This window comes from Phycisphaera sp. (assembly GCA_025916675.1).
Classification (GTDB): domain Bacteria; phylum Planctomycetota; class Phycisphaerae; order Phycisphaerales; family UBA1924; genus JAHCJI01.
Window position 1 is genome coordinate 3,090,087 of the sequence record CP098402.1, and the last position, 25,336, is coordinate 3,115,422.

Genomic DNA, 25,336 nt, shown 5'->3' on the forward strand with positions numbered 1-25,336 from the left:
TACGCTCAGCCCATGGCCCACCCGACCCATCCGAGCGATTCGAAGGCCGCCATCGTCACCGGCGGCACCGCCGGCATCGGCCTGGCCACCGCCACGCTGCTCATCGAGCGCGGCTGGCGCGTGCTCGTCGTCGGGCGAGATCCAAAACGCCTGGGCGAGGCCCTCGACGCCCTGGGCGGGAAGGCCCAGGGCTGCAGCGCCGACGTCAGCAAGCCCGACGGCCCGGGCGCCATCGTGGCCGCGTGCATGAAGGCCTTCGGCAGCATCGACGCACTCATCAACAACGCCGGCACCGCCCCCTTGGTACCCCTGGCCCAGCACACGCCCGGGCTCATCGACCAGTGCTTTGCCACCAACGCCATCGGCCCGGCCAAGCTCATCCTGGCGGCGTGGCCCTATCTGTCGGCATCCAAGGGGCGCGTGGTCAATGTCTCGTCGATGGCAACGCGCGATCCCTACCCCGGCTTCTTCGCGTACGCGTCGAGCAAGGCGGGAGTTGAGCTGATGGTCAAGAGCATCGCCAACGAGGGCCAGGCCGCCGGCGTGCGCGCCTTCGCCGTCGCGCCCGGCGCCACCGAAACGGCCATGTTCCGTGCGCTCTTCGACGAAGAAGCCGTCCCCAGCAGCGACGTGCTCGACCCCAAGGCCGTCGCCACGATCATCGTCGACTGTGCCACGGGCCAGCGCGACGATGACAATGGCAAGGCGATCGAGATCACGCCGGATCGATAGCTACTCGAACCGCAGCACCACCGTCCGCTGCCCGGTCGAGATCAAGCCGTAGCCATCGATCAGCCGCGCCACGCGCGGGGGCTCGGGCAGCAGGATGGCGCGCGTGCCGGTCACCTTGGCCGACACGGTGTCGACCGTGGACACGATGTACTCGCCCTGCCCGTTATTGATCGAGAAGCTCCCCTGGGGCACCAGCAGCACGCGATTCTCACCCAGCGCGGGCGGCAGCTTCTCGTAGGTGCGCCCGCCGTTGCTCCGCAAGGCGTCGCGGCCCATCACCTCGCCCGACGCGTCGAGCACGGTCACGCCACCGGTGGTCAGCACCACCACGCGTTCGCCCTGCCGCGAGAGCCGGGGCACCTCGCCGTCGTCGAGCGAGAGCATGATGCGCTTGCTGTCGAACGTGCCGTCGCCGGTATGCGCCATCGATAGGTCGCCGCGCGACGACATCACCAGCAGCGCGTCGCCCAGCACCCAGCCGAGCGCCGCGTTGAGCGCCGCGTCGTCGTTGCTCTCCCACACAACACGGCCGGCATCACCGGTCTCGTCCACGCCATAGCTGGCGATCGAGCTGTGCGTGCCCATCACCACCGAGCCATCCTCCACCGCCGCAAGCCAGCGTGGCGGCTCGGGCATGCCCACGCGTCGTACGGCCTCGGTGCCATCGACACCGAACCCCCACAGCGCGAGCGATTCGATCTCGCCGGCCGAAGGCGAACCGGGCGCCTCGGTCGAGCCCATGACCCACACCCGGCCGCCGGCGATCGCCACGTCCATCACGGTGCCCAGGCCCTGCCGCCCCGCGTACAGCTTCTCGCCGGTCGTCGCGTCGAGCACGGCCAGCAGCCCGTCGCGCCGCGCGACCGCGACGTGCGCCCCATCGCTGGCAATGACCCAGCTCAGCGGGTCGGCCTGCTGCCCGGTGGCCATCAGCGCCGCCACGTGCGGGCCGCGATCGCCCAGGTTCGGCTCGCGCAGGTCCTCGCCGAACAGCCCGATCAGCGAGGGAAGGCTCCATTCGCTCGCGTCGAAAAACGACACGCTTCGCAACCCGGCCAGGCCGCCCGTCTGCCACACGAATAGCGCTCGCTCGCGGTCCTGCCGCAGCAGCGTCGGCGGTCGCGACGGATCGTGGGTCGCGGTCCATACCAGCTCGAGCGGGCCCTTGGGGTCGGCCTCGAAGGGCTCGCCCTCGATCGGGCCGAGGTCGGGCGCGAGCGCCCACACACCAACGAGATGCCCCGCCGCGAGCACGGCATGCTCGGGCACGGCCGTCTCCACCTCGGTGGCCATGGGCGTAACAAGGTTCCAGCCGTCCAGCCGCTGGCTCACCTCCACCGGCCGGTTGCCCACCCGCGCCCCGCGCTGGCGCTGCGCGAACCGCTCGGCAAGTTGCGCCAGGTCGGGCGCGTCGATCGTCTCGATGGGCGACACCGCGCGGAGCTGGCGGATCACCCGCCCCGCCGCGGCCACGTGGTCGCTCTCGGCCAGCACACGCGCGAGGTTGGCGCCGAGCGCCGCAACATCGGCGCCACTCACCGGCCCGCCGCTGGTGCGCACCAGGCGCGCCGCGTCGAGCGCCCGCCGCCACGCCCGGGTGGCCCGTTCGATCTTGCCATCCGCTTCGGCGACGCGCGCCACGCTCGAGTACGCCTCGACCGCCGCCATCGATACGGGAAGCCGCGACGCGACCCCCAGCCTCGCTTCGTCGCCCGCCGGCCCGGCATCGGCCAGCGCCAGCGCTTCGGCCGCGGCCCGCTCGTGCGGCTCGATGATGCCGTAGCCGTGCATCGGCAGCAGCTTCTGCAAACGCCGCGTGGCCAGCACGCCCGCGGCCTCGGCATCGGGCCCGACCACCGCGATCCGCAGCGACGCGTCGGCCAGCACGTCGAGGTAGGCCACCGCCGACTCGGCCGCGCGGCCCTGCGTGTCGCGCAGCTCGGCGATCGTCAGCAGCGCCCGCGCGCGGCCCTTCGAGCCCGGCGCCGCCTCGAACGCCAGACGCGCCAGCTCGTCGGCCAGCTCGTCGTCGCGCTCGGCCGCGTCGAGGCCCACCATGCGCACCGTCATCGACAGCAGCGCCTCGAACAGCCGCCGGGTCTCCGATTGCGCCCGACGCAGCGCCACCTCGCCGTTCTCGCCCGCGCGGCCGAGCGCCTCGAGCGCCCGCTCGGCCGCCTGGGGCACGGCGTCGAGCACGTCCTGCCGCTGGGCCAGCAGCACCAGGCTCACGAGCGAAGCGATGTCGTCCGGATCATCTTGCAAGCGCTGGGTGAGCGCCATGGCCGCCACGTCGGCGCCCATCACGCTCTCGAGCACACCGGTGTCGACCACCACGATCTGGTCTTCCAGCGGCACCACGCTGCCCGACCTTGGCAGCGCGATGATCGGCCCGTCCATCTCGCCCGTGGCCGGGTCGAGCAGCACGGCCGCATCGCCCGAAGGCACCATCAGGCTGCCACCCGCCGCCATCGCGCGCCCGGTGATGAGCGCCTCGAAGCCGTCGGCCAGCTCGAACGCATCGCTCTGCCGGCGATTCATCCGCACCGCTTCGGGCTCGAAGAACCACACGTTCGAGCCGCTTACCGCGGCGACGTGGTCGCCCACGCCCACCAGGTAGTCCGCATTGCTCAGCGCAACCGACGACACACGCCCCAGCTCACGCCCGGTCTTGCGGTCGAGCCGGTAGATCATCTCGAGCCGGTCGACCAGCGCCAGCACCGAGTCGCCCTTCACTACCGGTGGGCGCACCATCCAGGCGCCCACCGCGCTCCTGCGGTCCGGGCGGACGCTGGTATCGAACCGCCGGAGCCAGATCGGCCGCCCGTCGTGAGCATCGAAGGCCGCCACCACGCCCATGGGCTCGAACCAGTACACCACGCCGCCTTCGATCACCCCGCCGGCGCCCACGTTACGGTTCGAGCGGCTCCAGCCCGTTCCCGCGCTGCCCAGCGAGCGCATCCACGCGGGCTCGCCCGTGAGCGCGTCGAGGCCCACCAGGGCCGTGCCCACCTGCCGCCCCGCGCGGTTGTCCTCGCGCAGCCCGAAGATCACGCGGCCCTCCCCCGCGACCGGCCCGCCGCGCACGTTGGCCAGCGCGTACCGCGGGTCGAGGTTCCGCGTGTCGGCCGTCCACAGATGGTCGCCGCTTTGCAGGTCGACCGCGATGATGCCCACGGCCAGGTCCGGCGCGCTCGACATGTGCAGGCCCATCGACGCGTACGCCGCCCGCGCGTCGGCCGCCACGGTGTTGGGCGCCTCGATCGACCGCCACGTCTGCGGCTCGCGCCGGGCGCCGGCGATGTCGCGGATCGACCCTTCATTGGTCAGGATCGACTTCCGCCAGCGCAGCCGTAGCGAGTATCGATCCCACGCCGACAACGTCCCGCCGTCGTTGATCAGAATCGTGTCGCCCGCCACCATGGGCATGAGCCAGAACCCACCACCCTTGGGCTCGATCGGTGGCGGCGGCGGCAGCGTGTCGTCGGGCCCGGGGGCCAGGTCGCGGTCGATCGCCTGCGACCAGGGCTCCTCGCCGGGCAGGTGCGGCGGCCGCTGCCCTCCAGAAATCGTGCTCGCGTCGCGCCGAACCACCGCCGCGGGCTTGGGAATCTCCAGCGCCGCGAAATCGGCCGGTTCCAGGCCCGCCTGCTCGCGCCACGCCCGTGCCATCGCACGCGCTGGCTCGTCGTCGAGCTGCGCGGCCACCCGCGTCAAGAGCTCGGCCGCCGCTCGCGCATCGGCCCTGCGATCGGGATGCCCTTCGAGCTGCGCCAGCACGCGCGCCGCCGACTCGAACCGCGCGAGCCCGAACCGCTCGCGCGCCACGTTCAGCGCCGCCTCATAGCCCGCGGGCGTCAGCAGGTAGCTGCGCTCGACCTCGGCATACCGGCCCTCGCCCAGCATCCGCCGCGCGCGAGCCGAGTGCTCCACGCGGTATCGTTCCAGCAACTCGGGCTCGGCCACCAGCCGCTCGTGGATGGCATCGCGCACCGACACGAACAGGTCGGCATCCTCCTCGGTGGGCACCAGCCGGTTGGGTCCGGTATCCAGCGACGCCTGGAGCGCCCGCACCGCCTCGGCCTCGTTGCCCGCGCGCAACAGCGAGGGCAGCGACCGCAGCGTGCTCTGCGTCGCCGTCGAGTCATCAACATAGATCGAGCTGGTCTCGCCCTGCCCGAGGGCCTGGCTCCCCGCGATCGACAGCGCCAGCCCGGCCGCGGCCGCGAGCGTCGTGAATCGTTGCAAGCTGGTCTGTGTGCTCACCGTATTGGACCTCCGACGCAGTCGATACGCACGGCAACCCCAGCCTGATCGGCTCAGCCCGAATGCCAAGCCAGTCTAACCCCCCCGACCCGACCCCTTTCGATGCGCCGCAGCCCGCACGCCGTGCATAAAGGCCCGCCACGGCCCGATCCCAGCCCCAAGCAGGGATGGGGGAACGGGCATGGCACAATCGATCGCGGCGCCGGCGACGCGGAAGGCTCGCTTCTCGGACGCCCTCGGGGCCGATGGGTTCCCAAAGTGGATGCGGGTGCCCCTGCGTCAGCAGTGGGCAAACCCTGATTTCCGTGCCCGCCGCGTCAACCTCTTCCTGCTGGCCATCGTCTTTCTGAGCCTGGCCGACCTCTCGATGACGCTCGACCACATGGTCGGCCCGGGCATGTACGAGAGCAACCCGCTGGCCCGCTTCATCCTCCAGTGGGGCTCGCCGGCCACGCTGGCCATGTTCAAGTGCATGACCCTGCTCCTGGGCACCTGGCTGCTCTGGCGCGCGCGCCGTAGCGTGGCCGGCGAGATCGGTGCCATCCTGTGCATGGTCGTGCTGACCTGGCTCATGTTCCGCTGGAACCACTACAGCAACGAGATGACCGCCCTCACGCCCCACCTGGCCGAGATCCAGACCTACAACGGCGACAGTTGGGTGGCCATTACGTCCGACCCGTGACCGCCCCACGCGCCTCCAGGCACGCCATCCGCACCGCGACGCCCAGAGCCACCTGCCGCGTGATGATCGAGCGCGGCTGGCCCATCACTTCCGCGTCGATCTCGACGCCCGGGTTCACCGGACCGGGGTGCATGATGACTGCGCCCGGCTTGAGCGTGCGGACGCGATCGACGGTGAGACCAAACTTCTCGCGATAGGCCGCGTCGGCACCGGCGGCGTCCAGATCGCTCCCGCCCCGCTCGTGCTGGATGCGCAGCGCCATCACCGCGTCGGCCTCACGAACGTCGCTCAGGAAGTTCTCGCTCACCTGCCCACCCGCCGACGCCGCGATCGCCTCGTCCACATCGGGCCCGGCGACGAGCACCCGTGCGCCCAGCGCCGCCAGGCAGGGCCCGCTCGACCGCGCGACCCGGCTCCGGGCCACGTCGCCCACGATCAGCACCGTCAGCCCATCGAGGTCCAGCGAGTCGAGCCTCTTGTGCGCCTCGGCGAAGGCGAGCGTGTCGAGCAAGCCCTGCGTCGGGTGCTCGCCATCGCCCGCACCGGCGTTGAGCACCGGGATGCGAACGGCCTGAGCCACTTCGAGCACGTCGTCGGTGCGCTTCGAGCGCACCACCAGCCGCGACACGCCCATCGCCTCCACCGTGCGGGCCGTGTCGGCCAGCGTCTCGCCCTTGCTCAGCGAGCTGCCCTTGTCTGTCAATTCGATGAACCGCCCGCCGAGCCGGTGCAGCGCCATGGCGAAGCTCAGCCGCGTGCGCGTTGAGTCCTCGAAGAACAGCAGCCCCACGACCTGGCCCCGCAGGGTCTGCCCCACGTCGAACGGATCCTCGTCGAGCGCCCACGCGTGCTGCCGCGCACGCGACAGGAGCCGCCGGAGCACCGAAGGCTCCAGGTCGCGGAGGTTCACCAGGTCCTTGCCCGGCATGACGCCCGACAACGCGTGCGCACCGGAGATCCCCATCGGCTCACCCGTGCTACCAGGGCTGCTCGTCGTCATCGCCGGCCTCAGCCCTGGCCCGGATCCTCGGCTGGGTCATCGCCGGGGTCGTCGCCTGGGTCATCCGCGAGATCTTCCGCCGGCATCTCCGGCACCTGCTGGCCCTCGGGCTCCGGCTCCGCTTCGGGCTCGGGCAGGCCGCTGGGCGCGATGTCGTCGATGAGGTTGAGCGCCGGGGCTGGGATGACGCCCGGCGTAAATCGCTCGACCCACGTGATGTGCCAGGGGCGGAAGCCGCCGCTCAGCCGCACGGTGTACCCCTCGTAAGCCTCGCTGTTGGTCAGTTCGGCACGGTCCAGTTCGCCCGGACCAAAGATTGGTCGCAGGATGTCGATCTCGGCCTTGCCCGTGCGGATGCGCACGCCAGCAACGTGGTAGATCGGCAGCGCGAGCCCGGCCTGGTCCAGGGGCGTCACCAGCCGGTTGACGCCCGGCTCGGCCTCCACGTCCCGGGCGATCCGCCGGTACACGGGCTTGGTGACCAGCGGCGAGGGCACGTTGATCGCCACCGGTTGGCCCTGGCGGCCCCGGGGTGGGTAGTCGCCGATCACCCGGCCCAAAGCCAGCATCATGGTCTGGCCGATGGCCGCGTCGTCGCGATTCGGCACGCTGTCCACCGGATCGGTCGGCGGCCAGGTGTCCCAGCCCGCACAGCCGGCCAGCCCCGCCACCAGGCCCACCAGCATGCCGGCGACCGCCATCCCGCGCCACGTCCTCGCTTGCCCGACTCGTGCTCGTCCTGCCACGATGCCCTCCATCCGCTGGGGCTATCACTGCCCTCAACTCAATACCCTGAACCCGTCCCGTCCTTAGGACGACACTCTATTCGCCCCAGACCCCCCGTTCGCGCCCCATCCAGCATTGAGAGCCCACGTGCCCACCTTTCCCCACGCCAGCCCCGACGCCCCCACCTCCACCGCCGCCGCTGGCCGGACTGTCGTTCTTGGCGTTTCCGGGGCCTCGGGGGCCTGGTACGCCCTGCGCGCCCTCGAGCAACTCCTGCTGGCCGGAGCCACGGTCCACCTGGTCGTCAGCGAGTACGGCCGCCGGCTGCTGGGCGATGAGTCGGGCATCACCAAGGTCGGCTTCGACGACCTGCTGCCCCACTTGGCTGGCCATGCCGACGCGCAGGCCATGAAGGGCCGCCTGGTTTGCCATCCCAACAAGGACGTCGGCGCTGTCATCGCCAGCGGCAGCTTCCGCCACGACGGCATGGCCGTGCTGCCCTGCTCGAGCACCAGCCTGGGTGCCATCGCCACCGGGGCGGGCAGCAACCTGCTCACCCGCGCCGCGATGGTCACGCTCAAGGAGCGCCGCACGCTCATCATCTGCCACCGCGAGACGCCGCTGAACCTGATCGACATCGAGAACATGCGCATCCTGGCCCTCGCCGGCGCGTGCATCTGCCCGACCAACCCGGGGCTGTACCTGCTGCCGCAGACCATCGGCGAGGTGATTGATTTCGTGGCGGGGAAGGTGCTTGATTTGTTGGATGTCGAGCACGGATTGAAGACGCGGTGGCAGGACCACCCCGGCTTGCGGGGTTAGGTCACTCCGGAAATTCCGCGTACTCTGCCTCGGCTACGTCGAGCACGGCCGGCGCGTACCAGGTCTTGCCATACTTCCCATCATCGGTGCGCGCCAGGATGCCCAGCTCCTCGAACAACGCGATGTCCTTCCGCGCTGTTGGATCGGTCACGTCCAGCACCTTGGCCGCGCTGGCCGCCGTCACAAGCGGCCAGCCGAAGACGTGGTCGAGCAAGCGCAACAATCGCCCGGCCGCCGTCTCATCGCGCAATTTCTCGGTAAACGCCGCGTGGGCCGACACAATCCGCTCGGCCAGCAGTCGCGTCGAAACAGCCTCTTCCCCCACTGCAATCGCGAACATGCGCAGCCACTCGACCCACGCGCCATGCTCGCTCAGCGCACGCATGCGGTCGACGTATTCCTGCCGATGTCGCTGGAAGTACCCGCTGGGCGACACGATCGGCATATCAAGCAACCCCAAGGCGCACATCTGATGCAAGATGAGCGCCCGCCCGATTCGACCATTGCCGTCTCGGAATGGGTGGATCGCCTCGAACTGATAGTGCGCTAACGCGACTTGCGCGATCGCGGGAATCTCGGGCCACTCGCCGTTCACGAACGCGTCCAACGCGACCATGCATCGCGCCACCGTCTCGCCCTCGGCCGGCGGTACGAACCGCGCCCGATCGGGCCTGCCCGCGACGCCGATATACACCGGCACGTCCCGAAACTCTCCAGGCCGCAGCTCTTCGCCGCGCACTCCATCGAGCAGCTTCTCGTGCATCGCGCGCACGAGTTTCCCGCTGTAGGGCTCGTGGCTCTCGATCCCAAACTGCACCGCGCGCACGGCGTTGAGCGCCTCGCGGCCTGGGTTGGCTTTCCCGTCACCCTCGCCAGCCAGCACCATGTCCAGCGCGGTGGTCTCGATGCCCTCGATCTTCGAGCTCAGCCGAGCCTCGCGCAGCCACAACGCCTGGCGGAGGATCTCGGGGTTCGGCACCGCATGCACCAGCCCGTTCACCCGGCCCAGGGCGGCGTGGGCGCCGGCGAACTCGTCGAACAGTTCGCCCTTGAGTCCTTTCCAGTCGATCGCCGGCGGCAGGTCGTCGGGCACGAACGCCCAGGTCTCGACCTCCTGCCACTCGCCTGCCCCCGAGCCGCCCACCACACGCTTGCGCATGGTGACCGGCTCCAGCTTTCCCGGGCTCGCGTCCGAGAATCTCGCTTTCAGGTTCCAAGGGGGTTTTGAAGCTGGGTTTGAATCTAGGTCCATGATTTAAAGCAAAACGCTATTTGCTTTAAATGTCAACCCCCAAACCCAAAGAACTTTTGGTTTCAGGGATTGCCCTAGATCGTCACCGGCATCACCACATACAAGAACCCATTCCCAGCCGTCCGGATAACCCCAGCGTGACGACCGTCCTTCAGCTCCATCGTTACCTCGGTGTCGTGCATCACCCGCAGGGCGTCGGTGATGAAGCCGGGGTTGAAGCCGATCTCGACGTCGGCACCGTCGTAGCCCTTGAGCTCGACGTTCACGCGGGCCTCGCCCATCTCCGGGGCGTGGCTCGAGAGTTCGAGTTGTTTCTGCTCGCCGCGGAAGGCCAGGCGGACGCCCTTGCTCTCCTCGTTGGTCAGCAGGGCGGCGCGGCGGACGGCGCTGTGGAGCATGTCCTTGTCGAAGGTCGCCTTGACGGTCTGGTCGCTGGGGATGGCCTCCTCGTACGGCGGGAACTGGCCGTCGACCAGCGAGGTCGAGAGCACGGCCCGGGGCGCATCGTCGTCTCCGCCGCCAAGCGCAAACAACGCCTTCTGGTCGCCCACCGCCACGGTCACCGACTCGTCCTCGCTATCAACCAACCGCTGCAACAGCGAGAGGGCCTTGGTGGGGATGATGCACGATACGTCCGGGTCGTCCTTGCTCGCGCCGGGCACGGTGCCCTTGGCCATGGCCAGGCGGCGACCGTCGGTGGCGACCATCTCCAGCGCCTTGCCGTGGCGACGCACGAGCACGCCGTTGATGGCATACCGCGTGGTCTCGCGGGCCGTGGCGAACAGCGTCATGCCGATCATGTCGCCCAAAGTGTCGCTGGGGAAGTCGAAGCGTGTCTTGAGCCCCTCGGCCCCGAAGTCGCTTCGATCGGCCACGCGCGGCAGGTCGGCCGGGTCGTAGCCCAGCAGGGTGTAGTTCGCGTTCTCGCCCTTGACGTGCAGGGTGCGGTCCTCGCCCTCGAGGGTCAGCGTGGGCTCGTGGTCCTCGGCGGCGACGATCTGCTTGAGCTTGTCGGCGGGCACCAGAGCCTCGCCGGGCTCCTGCACGTCGACGCGGGCGGTGCGCAGGCGCAGGCCGATCTCGCCGTCGGTGGCCGACAGGGTGAGCTCGCCCGCGTCACCCTCGCGACTGGCGGTGATCTTCACGCAGGTCAGTTGCGGCTTGGGCGTGCGCGACGCCGCCACCGACGACACCACGTTCACCGCGTCCAGCAACGCACCACGATCGCAAACCACTCGCATGAAAAACCTCTCCTGGCCCGCATCCGGGCCCACGAATCACGCCTCGCATGAGGCCCTGCTTAGAAGCAGGCACTGTAGCACGCCTGCCTCCGAGATAGCCCCTCTACCATCGCCCATGACCACCCCCCGCACGCCCCGGAGCCACCCATGATCGGCCCCGGATGGGCCGGCGACCCCCAGCCGGCGCGCACCCACGCCCGGGCCGCCCGCACGCGCCGCGTGGCGGTGGTGACCGGATCTCGGGCCGACTTCGGGCTGCTCAAGCCGGTCATGGCCGCCGTCGACGCCCACGCCGAACTCGAACTGCTGGTGATCGCCGCGGGGGCCCACCTGATCCCCCCGGCCGACAGCTTCCGCGACGTGAAGGCGCTGTTCCCGATCGCCGACAGCGTGCCCATGCAGAAACCGGGGCGCACGACCCGGCCCGACGACGCCGAGGCCCTAGGCACGGGCGTCAGCCGCCTGACCCGCAGCTTCCGCGCCCACGAGCCAGACTGGGTGGTCGTGCTGGGTGATCGCATCGAGGCCTTCGCCGCCGCCAGCGCCGCCAGCGTCGGCGGCTGGGCCCTGGCCCACCTGCACGGCGGCGACCGGGCCGAGGGCGTGGCCGACGAATCGATGCGGCACGCCATCAGCAAGCTGGCCAACCTGCACCTGCCGGCCACGCAGGCCTCGGCCGATCGCCTGACGCGCATGGGCGAGAAGCCCGAGCACGTCCACGTTGTTGGCTCGCCGGCCATCGACGACCTGCACGCCATCGAGCCCATGCCGCAGGCCGACTTCGAGGAAGTCGGTTCGCCCAAGGCCCTCGTGCTGCTGCACCCGACCGGCCGCTCGGTCGAGACCGAAGAGCACGTGACCGCCACGCTGCTCGACGCCCTGGCATCGCTCAAGCTCAAGCCGCTCGCCCTGAGCCCCAACCACGACCCCGGCCGAGCGGGCGTGCTGCGCACGCTGACCGAGCGGCTGGGCCACCCCCAGCCCCACATGCGCCGCGAGAAGTTCGTCGCCCTGCTCAAGCGCCTGGCTCTCACCGGTGGCGTGCTTGTGGGCAATTCGTCGGCGGGTCTGATCGAGGCCCCCGCGCTGGGGCTGCGCGTGGTCGATATCGGACCCCGCCAGAACGGCCGCGAGCGCCCACCAGGCGTGCTGCACGCCGACGACCAATCGCAAGAAGCCGTCGAACGCACCATCCTCGACGCTTTGGCCGCCCCCCCGTGCGATCCAAAGGCCCATCCCTATGGAGACGGCCTCGCCGGCGAGCGTGTGGCGGCCTTGCTGGCCTCGGTCGACCCCAATAACCGGGGCATCCTGGCCAAGCTCAACGCCTACTAAGGCCGGCCTCTGGGCCCAACAGCGGCCACGCCCGAAAATTTTTTGGGCCCAAGCCTCACGACCACCAAAGTCGCGCCGCAGATCCGCCGATCCTCATGGGCAAGCCCGTCGCGAGAGTTCGACCGGCAGGAGATCAGGCCAATGAGCACCGGAACGCAAGAACGTGAACAAGCCGTCACCGTGGCGATCCGCGAGATCAGCCACATCGCGACGCTGCCCGAAGTGACCCTCAAGATCGTCGAGCTGGTGGAAGACCCCTCTTCCACGGCCCAGGACCTGCACAACGTCATCGCCAACGACCCGGCGTTGTCCAGCCGCATCCTGAAGGTCGTGAACTCGTCGTTCTACGGATTGCCGGGCCAGATCGGCTCGATCAACCGTGCGATCGTGATGCTCGGGCTCAACGCCGTCAAGAACATCGCCATCGCCGCCAGCCTGGCCAAGCTCTTCCGCGGCGGCGACCTGAGCCACGGCTTCAGCGCCCGCGCCGTGTGGGAGCACGCCGTGGCGTGTGGTGCCGTGACCAAGATGATCGCCGACACCGCGAAGGTCGGCTTTGCCGACGAGGCCTTCCTGGCCGGCCTGATGCACAACATCGGCCTCATGGTCGAGATGCAGTTCGATCGCAACAAGCTGATCGAGGTCGTGCAGACGCTGGGCGTCGACGGCGACGGCGTGCCAGCCAACGACATGCGCGACGTCGAGGCCCAACTCATCGGTGCCGATCATCAGGACTTCGGCAAGGGCCTGTGCGAGAAGTGGAAGTTCCCCAGCAACTTCGCGCTGGTCACCGGCTACCACCACAACCCCATGAGCGCCCCGGCCGACGCCCGTCGCCTGCCGGCCATGGTCTACCTGGCCGACCGCTTGGTCGGTGCCGTCGACGGCCAGTTCCGCCTGGACCTGACCAGCCTCCAGATCGACCCCGAGGTGCTGGCGGTACTGGGGCTGAGCGAGGCCGACGTGAACACCCTCCGCGAGCGGGTGCCCGAAGAAATTTCCGCCGCAGCCGGCCTGCTGGGCTGAAAACTCGGCCTGCAACCAGCGAATTCTGGTGAGAAGTATCCATGCAAGCGGGCCAATTCGGCCCGTTTTGCGTATTTATGAGTAAGTATTGACCCGTGATAGGGTTGATTTTCCCGTGCGTACCGTGAAGTCTGGCGGAAAATTGCCTAGCTTACCGATTAGGTCCGTGATTGAAGGATTCTTCACGCTGCCGCCGGTAGCGTGATATAAAGAGCTCTCTCTTTCTCCCTCCGGGCGGTCGCACACACGTGTGCGGCCGCCTTTTTTGGTTCTTGATAGGTTTGCTCGCTGATGCCCCTCAACCGGGCCGGATCGGCTCGGTACACTTATCCGTCGGGACCCTCCCCTTTGTCGCGGCAACTCCAAGGGCCCGCGATGCGAACAACAGGGTGCCGGGTGCAGCAATCCACTGGGGTTGGCCGCGCCCGCACGGGGTGGATATCGCGGCCCGTTGTCGGGCCGCTCCAAGGGGGCCCAGGCCTGGGCCGGCGGATGGGGAGGTTTCGGGACATGACCATGCAACACACGCAGCAAGACCAACGACGCACTTCGGGGCGGGGCTTCTCGCTCATCGAGCTCCTGGTGACCATGGCGGTCATCGCCATCGTCATCGCGATCATCGTGCCCACCCTGGGTGGCGCGCGCAACACCGCCAAGGCGGCCGCGACGCAGAGCGAGCTCACGGCCATCGGCGCCGCCGCCCAGCAGTTCTACACCGACAAAAATCAACTGCCCGGCTACTTCACCGCCAAGCAGATGGGCGACGCCACCAACGAGACGCGCGGCTTCACCGGCATGCAGAACGTCATGCTCGACCTGGCCGGCGGATTCGCCACGTCTACGAGCGCCGCGGGCAACGTCGTCACCGTCGGCCCCACCACCGGCGATCTGGTCGACATCGACGTCACGCTCATCGGCACCCGCGAGGCCGGCGGCGGCTATTACACCCCCGCCGACAACCGCTTCGTGCCCCAGGATGGGACCGGACAGGGTGCGATGTCGCCATCGGCCGACGACCAGCACCGCCAACTTCCATCGGTGATCGACTCCTTCGGCTCGCCCATCCTGGCCTGGGAACTGGACAAGACTGCCATCCAGCCGATCGCGGCGTTGGAAGACTTTGCGGCGACAAACACCAGCGCCCCCGCAGCCGCCCGCTTCTACTGGGCCTCGAACGCGGGTTTCCTGTCGACCCGGGAACTCGGTAAGCGCGGCAAAAACCCTGTCTTCTCCAGCGCCTCCAGCGCCCGCGAGTACAGCCTTCTGGGCGACGGCGTGCCCGAGGATCCCGAGCTGCTCAACCACATGGCCATCCTGCTCGGCTCGCCCACCGTGCCCAACAAGGACGAGCCCGAGCTGCCCTCCGGCGCCCGCGGCAACCTCGTCTTCCACTCGGCCGGCATCGACGCCATGTACATGGGCTCGAAGGACAAGGGCGGTCGAGCCAGCGAACTCAGGTTCTGGCAGAGCTTCTATAGCGATTCGGCGGGCACCCAGGCCGATCGCCTGGTCGATAGCGACGGCAACGTCGAGTCCATCGACCTGCTCGACCAGTTCGACGACCTGATCGAGTCGGTCGGCAACTGATTTTGTCGCAAGACCGCCATTTGCCCTTGACCTGACGGCCAATCTTCGTCAGGCTATGGCGGCGTGCCCACACTCCCCGACGCACAACCCGCCCCTCAGCCCGCAACCAGCCCCGCGCGCACCCGGGCGTTGCTCGCGTTCTCGGCCGGGCTTGGTGGCGTCCTGCTGGCACGGTTTGCCGGCCTGGAGCACCCCACGCTGCTGTACGCCCTGGCGATCGCCCTCTCGGGCGTGTCGCTGGCCATCCCGCGGCACGCCGGGCGTGCCGTGCTGCTGGTGGCCATCGCGTGCGTGGGTGCGGGGCGGATGGCCGGGGAGCTGGCACCGCCGGCCGACCACCTGGTCCACCGCCTGAGCGCGATGCCGCACGACGACTCGGGCCGGCAGCGCGGGCTGGTTCGCCTGACGGCCATCGTCACCGACGCGGCCATCGACCCCGATATCGGCCTGCCTTCCTACGAGCGTGGCGTGTTCCGGGGCGAGCGCTCGGTGCTGCTGGCCGACGCCATCTCGCTCGACATGGGGCGGGGCTCCAAGCCCACGCGAGGCCGCGTGCGCATCAGCGTGAGCGAGGGCCTCGACGCCGCGCCGTCGCTCGTCCCGGGCACGCCCATCACCATCACCGGCTGGATGCGTCCGCCAGGCGAGCCCATGAACCCCGGGCCGGAGCGCCCGCCTCGCGAACCGATCTGCACGATCCATACCGACGGCTGGGCGCTCGTCGTGCCGGCATCGCTCCCAGACCGATCCCTTGCACGCGTCACCGCACCCCTGCGCCGGGCGCAGTACGCGCTGCAATCCGGCGCTCGACGCGTGCTCGGTCTCGATGAGCGAGGCGAACACGCCGACCCCGCCCGCGCGCTCCTGGCCGCACTGGTGCTCGGCCAGCACGACCCCGGCTACGACGAGGCGTACGACCCCTTCCGCCGCGTGGGCTTGGCGCACCTGCTGGCGATCTCGGGATTGCACCTGGCCATCCTCGCGGCGGCGGCGGCGTGGCTGCTGCGCGCGATCGGGCCGGGCTGGCGCGTCGAGGCCATCGGCGTCGCGGCCGCGGTGGCCATGCTGCTCATCATCGTGCCGGCGCGCACGCCCATCGTGCGCGCCGGGATCATGGTGCTGGCACTGCTCGGCGCCCGCGCCCTGGGCCGGCGGCACGACCCGCTGGCCGTCCTCGCGTGGACCGCACTGGCGATCGCGCTGTGGAACCCATACCAGGCGTTCGACCTCGGGTACCAGCTCAGCTTCGGCCTGGTCGCGGCGCTCATCGCGCTCGCCCCGCGCACGCACGCGGCCATCTTCGGCTCGCGCCAGCCCATCAAGGGCGTGCTGGAACAGCCCCCGCCGGTGTGGCGATTGGGTGTGAACTACGCGGGCGGCACGATCGGCCAGCTCTTCAGCGCCACCGTGCTGTGTTGGGCCGTGAGCCTGCCGTGGATCGTCTGGCGCACGGGCCTGGTCGCCCCGCTCACGGTGCCGGCCACGATCGTGATGACACCGCTCGTGGGCATCCTGCTCATCGCCGCTTACGCCTCGCTGCTCATCGGCACGATCGCGCCGCCGCTGGCCGAGCCGTTGTCGCTGGTGTTGCACGCGCTGGCCGAAGTGTGCCTGGGCGTCGTGCGATGGTTCGATGGCCTGGCGTACTCGAGCCTTGAGATTCCACCCATCGGCCCCGCGGTAGCCATCAGCGCCACGGCGGCGCTCGCGGCCACCGCCTATGCGGGCCGACGCGTGCGATGGAACCACGTGCTCGCGCTCAACGTGGTCGTCGTGTGGACGGCAGTCGAGGTCGTGTACCCTTGGACCAGGGCGTCCATCATGCTCCAGCTCGACACCCTCTCCATCGGCGACGGCAGCGCCCACCTGCTGCGCTCCAAGGATCAGGCGATGCTCTGGGATTGCGGCTCGCTTGGCCCGGGAGCGGGTCGCACCACGGCGAGCGCGGTTGGGGCCCTCCGCGACGTGCCCGTTTCCACTGCGGTGCTCACGCACGCCAACCTCGACCACGCCAATGGCCTGCCGCGTGCCGCCAAAGAACTCGGCATCACATGGCTTTGGACGACACCGCAAGCCCTCGAAGCCGCCAACGGCAGCGGCGCGATGCGCGACATCTTCGACGACCTGCGAGCTCAGGGCGTCACCATCCACACGCTGACGGCCGGCGATGCTTTCAGCCTGGGCGACGCCCACGCCACCGTGCTCTGGCCGCCTGCCAACGAGCGCTTCAACGACGCCAACAGCTCGTCCCTTGTTGTGCGATGGGAGAGCCGATCGGGCCACACGCTGCTGCTCACCGGCGACATCGGCGGCCCAGCGTTGGGGCGCATGATCGACACCACCGACCCGGAATTGCTGCGCGTCGACGTGCTCGAGCTGCCCCACCACGGGGCCGACGACGACCACGCGCGTCGCCTCGTCGCCCTCTCGAACGCCCGCGTGGTTATCCAGTCGGCCGGCACCAAGCGCGTGCGGCGAGACCCGTGGAAGGACTACCGCACCCAGGGCCTCTGGCTGGTGACCGGCCGCGATGGGGCCATCCAGGTCCGTCTCGAGCACGATGGCCTGGGCGTGAGCACGATTCGGCGCGGCGAGGTGCTCAAGCCCTAGTTCTCGATTCGCACGGTCTCGCGCACGTCGACGCGATGCACCCACACGGCCCCCACCGGCGTGATCGCTCCGGCGGATGGTGCGGGCGTGCCATGCGGTGCAACGTACAGCCACCCCGTGCCACGCAGCTCGATGGTGTCGCCCGCGTACCGCGAAGCGTCAACACGAGCCGTTGGCCCGTGTGAGGCGGGCGTCACGCCATCCCGCGGCGCGCCCCGATCGCCCTGGTTGGTCGTGTTCATCGAGATACCCGGGATCGGGTGCCTGGGGTCATTCTGCATGTCGGCCGGCTCGCCATCGACCGTCAGAGATTCGGGCACGAAGAAGACCTGCAACACGGACGCCGCCGGCACATGGAGGTTGCCCTGAAAGTCGCCGCCGAAACCGAACCGCAAGCCCCGCGGCTCGCCGCGGCTCACGCTCTCGGGCGCTGCGATCCACACGCTCAGCATGCCCTCGTAGTACCGCTCGACCACATCCGCCGGCACGGCTCTCGCGAGCGCCGTCCGGTCAAGCCAACCCTCGGCCTCCCGCGCGAAGTAGCCCTTGGTGTCACGCAGGCCCAGCATGCCCTCGAACAAAATCTCGACTTCTCGGGATGTCAGTGTGCGCGTCAGCAGTTCCTTCCATTCGTCGCTCGTGAACCCGCGCGGTGCCGTTGTGACTTCTTTGATGAGTGAGCCCGTGGGTAGGTAGGGTAAATAACCCGACGACCCACGCGAGAATCGACCAATGGTCGCAAAACTCGCGATCACCAGAGCGATGCCCGCGATCATCATGGGCTTGATGATCGTCTTGTGGCCCTTGGCGATGGCGTCTTTCGCACGCAGGTCACGGCCGCACTCGGGGCACACGTCGTATCCACCCTCGGGCGCACCCTCCATCGTGTACTGGCACTTGGCGCAGCACGGGTCTCGGCCGTGATGCACCGGGGCCAGGAACACCAGAGCGAAACCGGTCCACATCGTCGATTGCCAGAAGTTATCCAGGATCAGGGGAATGAGGCTCCCGGTGCTCGTGCCGGACATCGCGTAGTGGAGCGCCAGCATGAACGCCACACCCACCGGGAATGTCAGCAATGCCAACCCAACCCGAGTACCCGTGTGTGCGAAGATCGTGCGAACCCGCTCGACTCGTGGCGATCCCTCGTGGGTCCTCATCCAGGCCGCCAACTTGGTCGAGCCGAGCCAGAACGCACCCACCACGGCAACGAACCCAAGGGCGACCCCGACCAGCCCCAGCACACGGGGCCATACACCGGTCACAAACAGCAGGTATGCCAGCAGCCCGAAGACCGCGACCACCAGACCTATCCCAATACGCGTCGGCCGTTCCACCAGACCCAAGTCTAACCTCCGGCTCGCCCCATACGCTTGTCCGTGATCCAGACCACCACCAACACCGCCCCCACCAGCCCCCACCAGCCCGCCGACAACACCTGGACCATCGAGGACTCCTCCGACCTCTACGGCATCGATCGCTGGGGCTCGGGCTACTTCGCCGCGGGCGACAACGGCCGCATGCGCGTCCAGCCGCGCGGTCCCGACGGCCCGAGCATCGACCTGGGCGAGATCGTCGCCGGCCTGCGCGAGCGCGGGCTGGGGGCGCCCTTCCTGCTGCGCTTCGACGACATCACCGACCACCGCATGGGCTCGCTGCGGGCCGCCTTCGATAACGCCATCGCCGAGGAGGGCTACAAGGGCGCCTACGAGGGCGTGTACCCCATCAAGGTCAACCAGCAGCGCTCCCTGTGCGAGCAGATGCGCGACGCCGCGGCCAGGTACGGCTTTGGGCTCGAAGCCGGCAGCAAGCCCGAATTGCTCGCCGTCCTCGCGCTCACCGCCGACAGCCCGACGATCCCCATCGTCTGCAACGGCTTCAAGGACGAGGAGTACATCGAGACCGTCGTGCTCTCCAGCCGCATCCGCGAGCGCATCTACCCCATCGTCGAGCGGCCCAGCGACCTGGACCTGATCATCCGCATCGCCCAGGAGCACACCGTCACCCCGCGCATCGGCGTGCGCATCAAGCCCAGCGCCAAGGGCATCGGCCGCTGGCAGGGCTCGGCGGGCGAGGCGGCCAAGTTCGGCCTGACCGCGGCGCAACTCATGGAAGCCCTCGACAAGCTCCGCGCCGCGAACATGCTCGAGTGCCTCGAGGTCGTCCACTTCCACATCGGCAGCCAGGTGTGCGACATCATCAGCTTCAAGACGGCCATCACCGAGCTGGCCTGGACCTACGCCGAGCTGCGTCGCATGGGCGCGGGCGTCACGCACATCAACGTCGGCGGCGGCCTGGGCGTCGACTACGACGGCAGCCGCAGCGCCACAGACAGCAGCGTGAACTACGACCTGCACGAGTACGCCGCCGACATCGTCTACCGCATCAAGGCCGTGTGCGACGAGGCGCACCAGCCCCATCCCAATATCTTCAGCGAGAGCGGCCGCGCCATGGTCGCCCACGGCAGCGTGCTGGTGGTCGACGTGCTGGCCTCCAGCGGCCTGCCCGCGCCGGTCGACATCGAGGCCGTCCGTACGCAGCTCAGCAGCATGAGCGATCCGCCCCGCCCGGTGCTCGAGCTCATCTCGACCTACGAGCGTCTGCACGAGGGCCGCCTCTCCGAACTCAGCCACGACACCCTGGCCGCCCGCGACGAGGCCATCGGCCTGTTCCAGTACGGCCGGCTCAGCCTCGACCTGCGCGCGACGACCGAGCGCCTGTTCAAGTCCATCGCGGCTTCCTTGCTCGCGCGTCCCGACGCCGTCGATGAGGACGACGTCCTGGTCGACGCCGTCCGCCCCCTGGCCGGCGTTGTCCGCGAGATCTTCTTCTGCAACTTCAGCCTGTTCCAGTCGATGCCCGACGCGTGGGCCATCGACCAGCTCTTCCCCGTGACACCCCTGCGCCGCCTGGGCGAGCGCCCGACCCGCCGCGGCATCCTGGCCGACATGACCTGCGACAGCGACGGCGCCATCAAACGCTTCCCCGCCACCGACGGCGGCGAGTACGACGACGCCTTGCTGCTGCACGACATCAGGGACGACGAGCACTACGAGGTCGGCGTCTTCCTCGTCGGTGCCTACCAGGAAGTGCTCGGCGACCTGCACAACCTCTTCGGCGACACCCACGCGGTCCACATTGAGCTCGACGAGGAGAACACCTGGGCCATCGCCGAGGTCGTCGAGGGCGATACGGTCAAGGACGTGCTGGGCTATCTCCAGTACGACAGCAACGACCTCCGCCGCGCGATGCGCAAGGACGTCGAGAAGGCCGTCCGGACGGGCAAGCTCTCCGTCGCCGACGGGGCGGCCCTTATGCGCTACTACGAGAACGGCTTGGCCGGCTATACGTACTTGGAATAGGCACGCCCAGTGCGCGAACGCGAACTCCTCCAACGCATCGCCGACCGATCGGCCACCCTTCCCGATACCTACGGCCAGGTTCTCGTCGGTCCGGGCGACGACTGCGCCGTCATCGAAGCGAGCCCCCACCCGCTGCTGCTCACCACCGACCACCTCGTCCAGCACCGCCACTTCGATGACGCGCTGCCGATCGAACTCGTCGCGCGCAAGGCGATCGTCCGCTCGGTCAGCGATATCGCCGCCATGGCCGGCACGCCCGCGTGGGCCCTCGCCACCGCGCTGCTGCCCGTTGGGTATCAGCCCGCCAACGAGCTGTTCGACCACATGGCCCGCTTCGCCCGCGAGTTCGGCTGCCCGCTCGTGGGCGGAGACATCGCCACGTTGCCGCCCGGCACGCCCGGGCCGATCTCCCTCACCGTCACCGTCGGCGGCCACGCACGCAAGCCCATCCTTCGTAGCAGCGCGCGCGTGGGCGACCACGTCTACGTCACCGGCCCACTCGGCGGCTCGCTCGTGAACCACCGCCACGCGCTCGCCACGCCGCGCGTCGGGCTCGCGCAGCAACTGGCCGAAGACATCCACGCGATGATCGACCTCTCCGACGGCCTGGGCATGGACGCCGCCCGCGTCGCCCGCGCCTCGAACGTGCGCCTCGAGCTCGACGCTGCCGCCATCCCCATCCACCCCGACGCGAAAGACCTCAACGCCGCCCTGGGCGACGGCGAGGACTACGAGCTCCTCTTCACCGCGCCCGCCGACGCCAGCATCCCCGATTCCATCAACCGCATCGGCCGCGTGACCAACGGCCAGCCCGCCGCCATCCTCATCACATCCGACGGCAGCCAACGCGAAGTTTCGGCCCAAGGATTCGAGCATGGCTGAAGCAATCGAAACCAACTCGCCCCAGCAAACCGAAGCCTGGGCCAAGCGACTCGCCACCACCCTCAAGGGCGGCGATATCCTCGCCCTCGAGGGCGACCTGGGCGCGGGCAAAACAACACTGGTCCGCGGCCTGGCCGCCGGCTTGGGCATCGACCCCGCCAAGGTCTCGAGCCCCACGTTCGCGCTGATGAACGAGTACGAGGGTTCGGGTCGAACTCTGGTCCATATCGACGCCTACCGCATGAACAGCCCCGAAGAACTCGCCGGCCTGGGCTGGGATCGCCTGACCGACGACAACACCATCGTCATCGCCGTGGAATGGCCCAGCAAGGTCGAGGGCTCATTGCCACCCGAGCGCACAACCACCATCACCCTCGAACACATCGGCGAGAGCCTCCGCGCCATCACACTCACCCCCCCGCGCGGCTGGACCACCTGCCCCACCACCGGCAAGCGGGTGCCGCCGGGCAGCCCCACCTGGCCCTTCATCGACGAGCGGGCCCAGAAGGCCGACCTCTACGGCTGGTTCGCCGGCACGCACACCATCAGCCGCCCCTTCGACCCCGAACGCGACGACCCGACGGAACTGCCGCAGGCATCCGAAGACGAAGAGACCTGATCGCGATCACCGCCGCCGACGCATCGCAAGCACGCCCAGCGCCAGCAGCGACGCCGAGGCCGGGGCGGGGATGACGTAGATGGTGGCCGAGCCCTCGGTGAGGTCGGCCAGGCGGGAGGCGCCGCCGACGCAGCACTCCCGAAGGTACACGGCGTAGTCCCGGGTCATGGTGGCGACATCCACGTCGAAGGGTGCCGCGGGATCGACAGGCGCGGTGTACGTCGCTTGCCAGAACCCCATCGGGTTCGTCGGGTCGGCGATGAAGTCCGAAGGGATGTGGTACTGGCCGGTGATGATCTGGTCATAGCCGGTCGCCGATGGGAATCCGTCTTGCGTGCCCGGGCCATCCATCGGGGCCAACCGCATCGCATCACTCCAGCCCTCGCTCCCGACAGACGTCAGCAAGTCGGTCTGCACGGCCGCCATCGCGTAGTCACTGGAGTCAAACCCCGCGTACAACGTAACAACCGTGCTCTCGCCCGGCATCAGCGTCGGGCTCGCCACGTCGATCGTGATCTCGTACTGGGCCAGCGCGGTGCCCGCGAGCGCGAAGACGGCGATTGTTGTAATCCGGATCATGGGATTCCTCCTTGGTTGGTGGCGCAACAACTCACCGCCGCCGCCGCGCGGCGGCCAGCAGCCCCAGCGCCAGCAGCGACGCCGAGGCCGGGGCGGGGATGACGTGGATGGTGGCGGAGCCTTCGACCAATTCGATGAGGTGGCTCTCGGAAAAGGAACTCGTCCTTTGAACATACACGTCGTACCGCCGGGTTCTCGTTGAAAGGTCGACGTCGAAGGAAACGGCAACATCGAGAGGGGCGGTGTAGGTCACTTCCCAGAACGCGATCGGGTTGGTCGGGTCCGCATAGAGACCCGCGCTCGCGGAATGGATCTGCCCTGCGATGATGCCGTCGTAACCGGTCGACGACGGGCTGCCGGCTGAATGGCCAGGGCCATCCATTGGTTCCACGACGGCTGCATCGCCCAAACCAACCGTGCCAGTCGAGACGACGAGTCCAGTCCCGATCCCCGCCATCGCATAGAGCGCAGGATCGAAGCCGGCCTTGAGCGTCACCACCGTGCTCTCGCCCGGCATCAGCACCGGGTTCTCCACGTCGATCGTGATCTCATACTGGGCCAGCGCGGTGCCGGCGAGCGCGAGGACGACGGTTGTTGTAGTTCGGATCATGGGATTCTTCCTTGGTGATTCAAAAACTCACCGCCGCCGCCGCGCGGCGGCGAGCAGCCCCAACGCCAGCAGCGACGCCGAGGCCGGGGCGGGAATGACGCGGATGGTGGCGGAGCCTTCGACCAGTTCGGAGAGGCGGCGCTCAGATGCTGCACCGTCCATGGCGAGGTACACGTCGTACGTACTTGTCATCGTCGACAGATCGATATCGAAGGGGGCGGTCGCGTCAGCAGGGGCCGTGTAGGTGGCTCGCCAGAATGCAATCGGGTTGGTCGGATCGGCATAGATGCCCGCGGTGGGGAAATTGAATTGGCCTGCCCCGATGGTGTCGAAGCCGGTCGCCGACGGCGTACCGGGTGACGTGGCCGCCCCACGCATGGGGTCCAGTTCCATCGCATCACTCCAACCATCGCTCCCAACGGACGTGCGGAAGTCCGTGATGACCCAGGCCATGGCGTACATTGTGGGATCGAACCCCGCGAACATCGTCACCACCGTGCTCTCCCCCGGCAGCAGCACCGGGTTCTCCACGTCGATCGTGATCTCGTACTGGGCCAGGGCGGCGGCCGGCAGGGTGGCACCGATGGTCAAGGCCGCGAGGATGGTGCGGAGACGCGTGGTGTGATGAGTGATCATGGTGGACCTCCTGTTTTAGGTTTTCCTGTAGATCCGGTGGGGCCGCGTGGCTCTCTCCCTCCACACTACCACAAAAGCCGCTCGGTCCGACAACGATCTCGCGCCGATTCGGCCAAGGGTCTTCCCGAACATCGATCGGCGGCGACCACCCTCGGCCTCTCCGCCCTCATTTGATCTGCTCCCGTACCCTCCCCCGATGTCCCTATTCACCTACCTCCTCGCCCAAACCGACACGCCCGCCTCTACCCCGACCTCCAGCGCCTGGTCGCTGTTCGTGCAGTCGATCGACCTGTTCACCATCATCCTGGTGGCCGGCTCCATCGCCGCCGTCGCGCTCCTGGTCCAGTGCCTGCTCGAGATCCGCCGCGTTAACCTGCTGCCCGAAGAGGAACTCGCACGCCTGAACACCCTGACCGCCAGCGGCCCGCGCTCCGAGCTGGTCAGCTACCTCCGGGCGCGCACGAGCTTCCCAACCCTGGTGCTCAAGAGCATGCTGCACGCCGAGGACGCCGCCGGCGTGCGGGGCATCCCGGCCGAGACGGCCCGCGAGGCCGCCCAACTCGAAGCCGACGCGCAGTGCGCCCGATGGCTGCGCCGCATCGAGCCGCTCTCGACCATCGGCAACCTCGCCCCGCTCGTGGGCCTGGCCGGGACCGTCTGGGGCATGATCCTGGCCTTCACCACCATCGGGGCCGAGGGCGGCGCGGCCGGCCCCGCCCAGCTCTCGCTTGGCATCAGCAAGGCGCTGTTCCACACGCTGCTGGGGCTGTGCCTGGCCGTGCCCGCGCTGCTGGCCTACGGCATCCTGCGCTCGCGCGTCGATCGCCTGTGCGACCAGGCCACCAGCACCACCACCCCGCTGGTCGAGCGCGTCGCCCACCGCATCGGCGAGCAGTCGTCCGAACCAAAGCCCAAGCCACCCTCGCCCGACGACGAGCCCAAGCCATGAAACGCCGCCGGCCAACCACCAACGGCAGCACCCACCCGAACCTCACGCCCATGATCGACGTGGTCATGTGCCTGATCGTGTTCTTCCTGCTCGTGGGGCAGCTCGCCAGCGATCAGCGCAGCGACCTCACCCTCCCGCGCTCGGCCACCGGCGACGAGACCCAGGAGGCCCAGGCCGCCTTCGTCAACGTGCGCTTGGAGAACGGCCTGCTGCTCATCGACGTCGACGGCGCGCCCGTGCCGCTCATGCAATTAGGCCGCAGCGTGCGCGCCGCGCCTTCGGTCCACCTGCGCGCCGACGCGACCATCCCCTACGAACGCCTCGCACCGGTCCTCTCCGAGCTCCGCCGCACGGGCGTGCGCGCCGTGCGCGTCGCGACCGAGCAGGCCAGCCTCTCCGGCGGCGGCGGGGGGTCGTAGC

General features: G+C 69.0%; 20 protein-coding genes and 1 pseudogene. 12 read left to right on the forward strand and 9 right to left on the reverse strand.

What is annotated here, in order from left to right:
- The first annotated feature begins 12 nt into the window (after positions 1-12).
- Positions 13-732 carry an SDR family oxidoreductase gene (locus NCW75_13145; GenBank protein UYV12231.1) on the forward strand — a complete coding sequence of 240 codons (720 nt, stop codon included), beginning with the start codon at positions 13-15 and terminating at the stop codon, positions 730-732.
- On the opposite strand, the gene NCW75_13150 is transcribed toward NCW75_13145, so the two are convergent.
- Positions 733-4,998: a PQQ-like beta-propeller repeat protein gene (locus NCW75_13150; GenBank protein ID UYV12232.1), complete on the reverse strand. Its 4,266-nt coding sequence runs from the start codon at positions 4,996-4,998 to the stop codon at positions 733-735.
- A 181-nt stretch (positions 4,999-5,179) separates the two neighbouring features.
- On the opposite strand from NCW75_13150, the gene NCW75_13155 reads away from it, so the two are divergent.
- Positions 5,180-5,680: a DUF5658 family protein gene (locus NCW75_13155; GenBank protein UYV12233.1), complete on the forward strand. Its 501-nt coding sequence runs from the start codon at positions 5,180-5,182 to the stop codon at positions 5,678-5,680.
- Here the strand turns inward: NCW75_13155 and NCW75_13160 are convergent.
- Complete coding sequence (locus NCW75_13160) at positions 5,664-6,680, reverse strand: aspartate carbamoyltransferase catalytic subunit (protein UYV12234.1); 1,017 nt, start codon at positions 6,678-6,680, stop codon at positions 5,664-5,666. The genes NCW75_13155 and NCW75_13160 overlap by 17 nt on opposite strands.
- An 8-nt stretch (positions 6,681-6,688) precedes the next feature.
- Entirely contained in the window at positions 6,689-7,426 is a 738-nt protein-coding gene (locus NCW75_13165; GenBank protein UYV12235.1) for a hypothetical protein, read from the reverse strand.
- Between the two features lie 127 nt (positions 7,427-7,553).
- On the opposite strand from NCW75_13165, the gene NCW75_13170 reads away from it, so the two are divergent.
- Positions 7,554-8,228, forward strand: a complete 675-nt coding sequence (locus NCW75_13170) for a UbiX family flavin prenyltransferase (GenBank protein UYV12236.1) — start codon at positions 7,554-7,556, stop codon at positions 8,226-8,228.
- A gap of 1 nt (position 8,229) precedes the next feature.
- Here the strand turns inward: NCW75_13170 and NCW75_13175 are convergent, their stop codons facing one another.
- Positions 8,230-9,387: a Fic family protein gene (locus NCW75_13175; protein ID UYV12237.1), complete on the reverse strand. Its 1,158-nt coding sequence runs from the start codon at positions 9,385-9,387 to the stop codon at positions 8,230-8,232.
- A gap of 167 nt (positions 9,388-9,554) precedes the next feature.
- On the reverse strand, positions 9,555-10,721 hold the full coding sequence (dnaN, locus tag NCW75_13180) for a DNA polymerase III subunit beta (protein UYV12238.1): 1,167 nt from the start codon (positions 10,719-10,721) through the stop codon (positions 9,555-9,557).
- A gap of 147 nt (positions 10,722-10,868) precedes the next feature.
- On the opposite strand from dnaN, the gene neuC reads away from it, so the two are divergent.
- The 4 genes from neuC (at position 10,869) to NCW75_13200 (ending at position 17,279) form a co-directional block, all read left to right on the forward strand.
- Positions 10,869-12,056, forward strand: coding sequence for a UDP-N-acetylglucosamine 2-epimerase (gene neuC, locus NCW75_13185; protein UYV12239.1), 1,188 nt, complete (start codon positions 10,869-10,871; stop codon positions 12,054-12,056).
- A 141-nt stretch (positions 12,057-12,197) separates the two neighbouring features.
- Complete coding sequence (locus NCW75_13190; GenBank protein UYV12240.1) at positions 12,198-13,082, forward strand: HDOD domain-containing protein; 885 nt, start codon at positions 12,198-12,200, stop codon at positions 13,080-13,082.
- Positions 13,083-13,592: 510 nt separating this feature from the next.
- Positions 13,593-14,669 carry a prepilin-type N-terminal cleavage/methylation domain-containing protein gene (locus NCW75_13195; protein UYV12241.1) on the forward strand — a complete coding sequence of 359 codons (1,077 nt, stop codon included), beginning with the start codon at positions 13,593-13,595 and terminating at the stop codon, positions 14,667-14,669.
- Positions 14,670-14,732: 63 nt separating this feature from the next.
- Complete coding sequence (locus NCW75_13200) at positions 14,733-17,279, forward strand: ComEC/Rec2 family competence protein (GenBank protein ID UYV12242.1); 2,547 nt, start codon at positions 14,733-14,735, stop codon at positions 17,277-17,279.
- On the opposite strand, the gene NCW75_13205 is transcribed toward NCW75_13200, so the two are convergent.
- Entirely contained in the window at positions 17,276-18,616 is a 1,341-nt protein-coding gene (locus NCW75_13205) for a hypothetical protein (protein ID UYV12243.1), read from the reverse strand. The genes NCW75_13200 and NCW75_13205 overlap by 4 nt on opposite strands.
- Before the next feature lie 42 nt (positions 18,617-18,658).
- On the opposite strand from NCW75_13205, the gene speA reads away from it, so the two are divergent.
- The 3 genes and pseudogenes from speA to tsaE all read left to right on the forward strand — a co-directional run bounded on the left by speA (position 18,659) and on the right by tsaE (position 22,142).
- Complete coding sequence (gene speA, locus NCW75_13210; GenBank protein ID UYV12244.1) at positions 18,659-20,641, forward strand: biosynthetic arginine decarboxylase; 1,983 nt, start codon at positions 18,659-18,661, stop codon at positions 20,639-20,641.
- A 9-nt stretch (positions 20,642-20,650) separates the two neighbouring features.
- A pseudogene (locus NCW75_13215) lies at positions 20,651-21,340 on the forward strand (thiamine-phosphate kinase).
- Between the two features lie 175 nt (positions 21,341-21,515).
- On the forward strand, positions 21,516-22,142 hold the full coding sequence (gene tsaE, locus NCW75_13220) for a tRNA (adenosine(37)-N6)-threonylcarbamoyltransferase complex ATPase subunit type 1 TsaE (GenBank protein UYV12245.1): 627 nt from the start codon (positions 21,516-21,518) through the stop codon (positions 22,140-22,142).
- A 6-nt stretch (positions 22,143-22,148) separates the two neighbouring features.
- Here tsaE and NCW75_13225 read toward each other — a convergent pair whose 3' ends face one another.
- Genes NCW75_13225 through NCW75_13235 form a run of 3 tightly spaced genes read right to left on the reverse strand, consistent with a single transcriptional unit; the run spans position 22,149 to position 23,967 of the window.
- Positions 22,149-22,721: a hypothetical protein gene (locus tag NCW75_13225; protein ID UYV12246.1), complete on the reverse strand. Its 573-nt coding sequence runs from the start codon at positions 22,719-22,721 to the stop codon at positions 22,149-22,151.
- Between the two features lie 31 nt (positions 22,722-22,752).
- Positions 22,753-23,331, reverse strand: coding sequence for a hypothetical protein (locus NCW75_13230; protein UYV12247.1), 579 nt, complete (start codon positions 23,329-23,331; stop codon positions 22,753-22,755).
- A gap of 27 nt (positions 23,332-23,358) precedes the next feature.
- Entirely contained in the window at positions 23,359-23,967 is a 609-nt protein-coding gene (locus NCW75_13235) for a hypothetical protein (GenBank protein ID UYV12248.1), read from the reverse strand.
- A gap of 196 nt (positions 23,968-24,163) precedes the next feature.
- On the opposite strand from NCW75_13235, the gene NCW75_13240 reads away from it, so the two are divergent.
- The gene (locus tag NCW75_13240; GenBank protein ID UYV12249.1) at positions 24,164-24,916 is read left to right on the forward strand and encodes a MotA/TolQ/ExbB proton channel family protein; all 753 of its coding nucleotides are present in this window, start codon (positions 24,164-24,166) and stop codon (positions 24,914-24,916) included.
- Positions 24,913-25,335, forward strand: a complete 423-nt coding sequence (locus NCW75_13245) for a biopolymer transporter ExbD (protein UYV12250.1) — start codon at positions 24,913-24,915, stop codon at positions 25,333-25,335. Before NCW75_13240 ends, NCW75_13245 begins: the two co-directional genes overlap by 4 nt.
- Position 25,336: the final 1 nt, after the last annotated feature.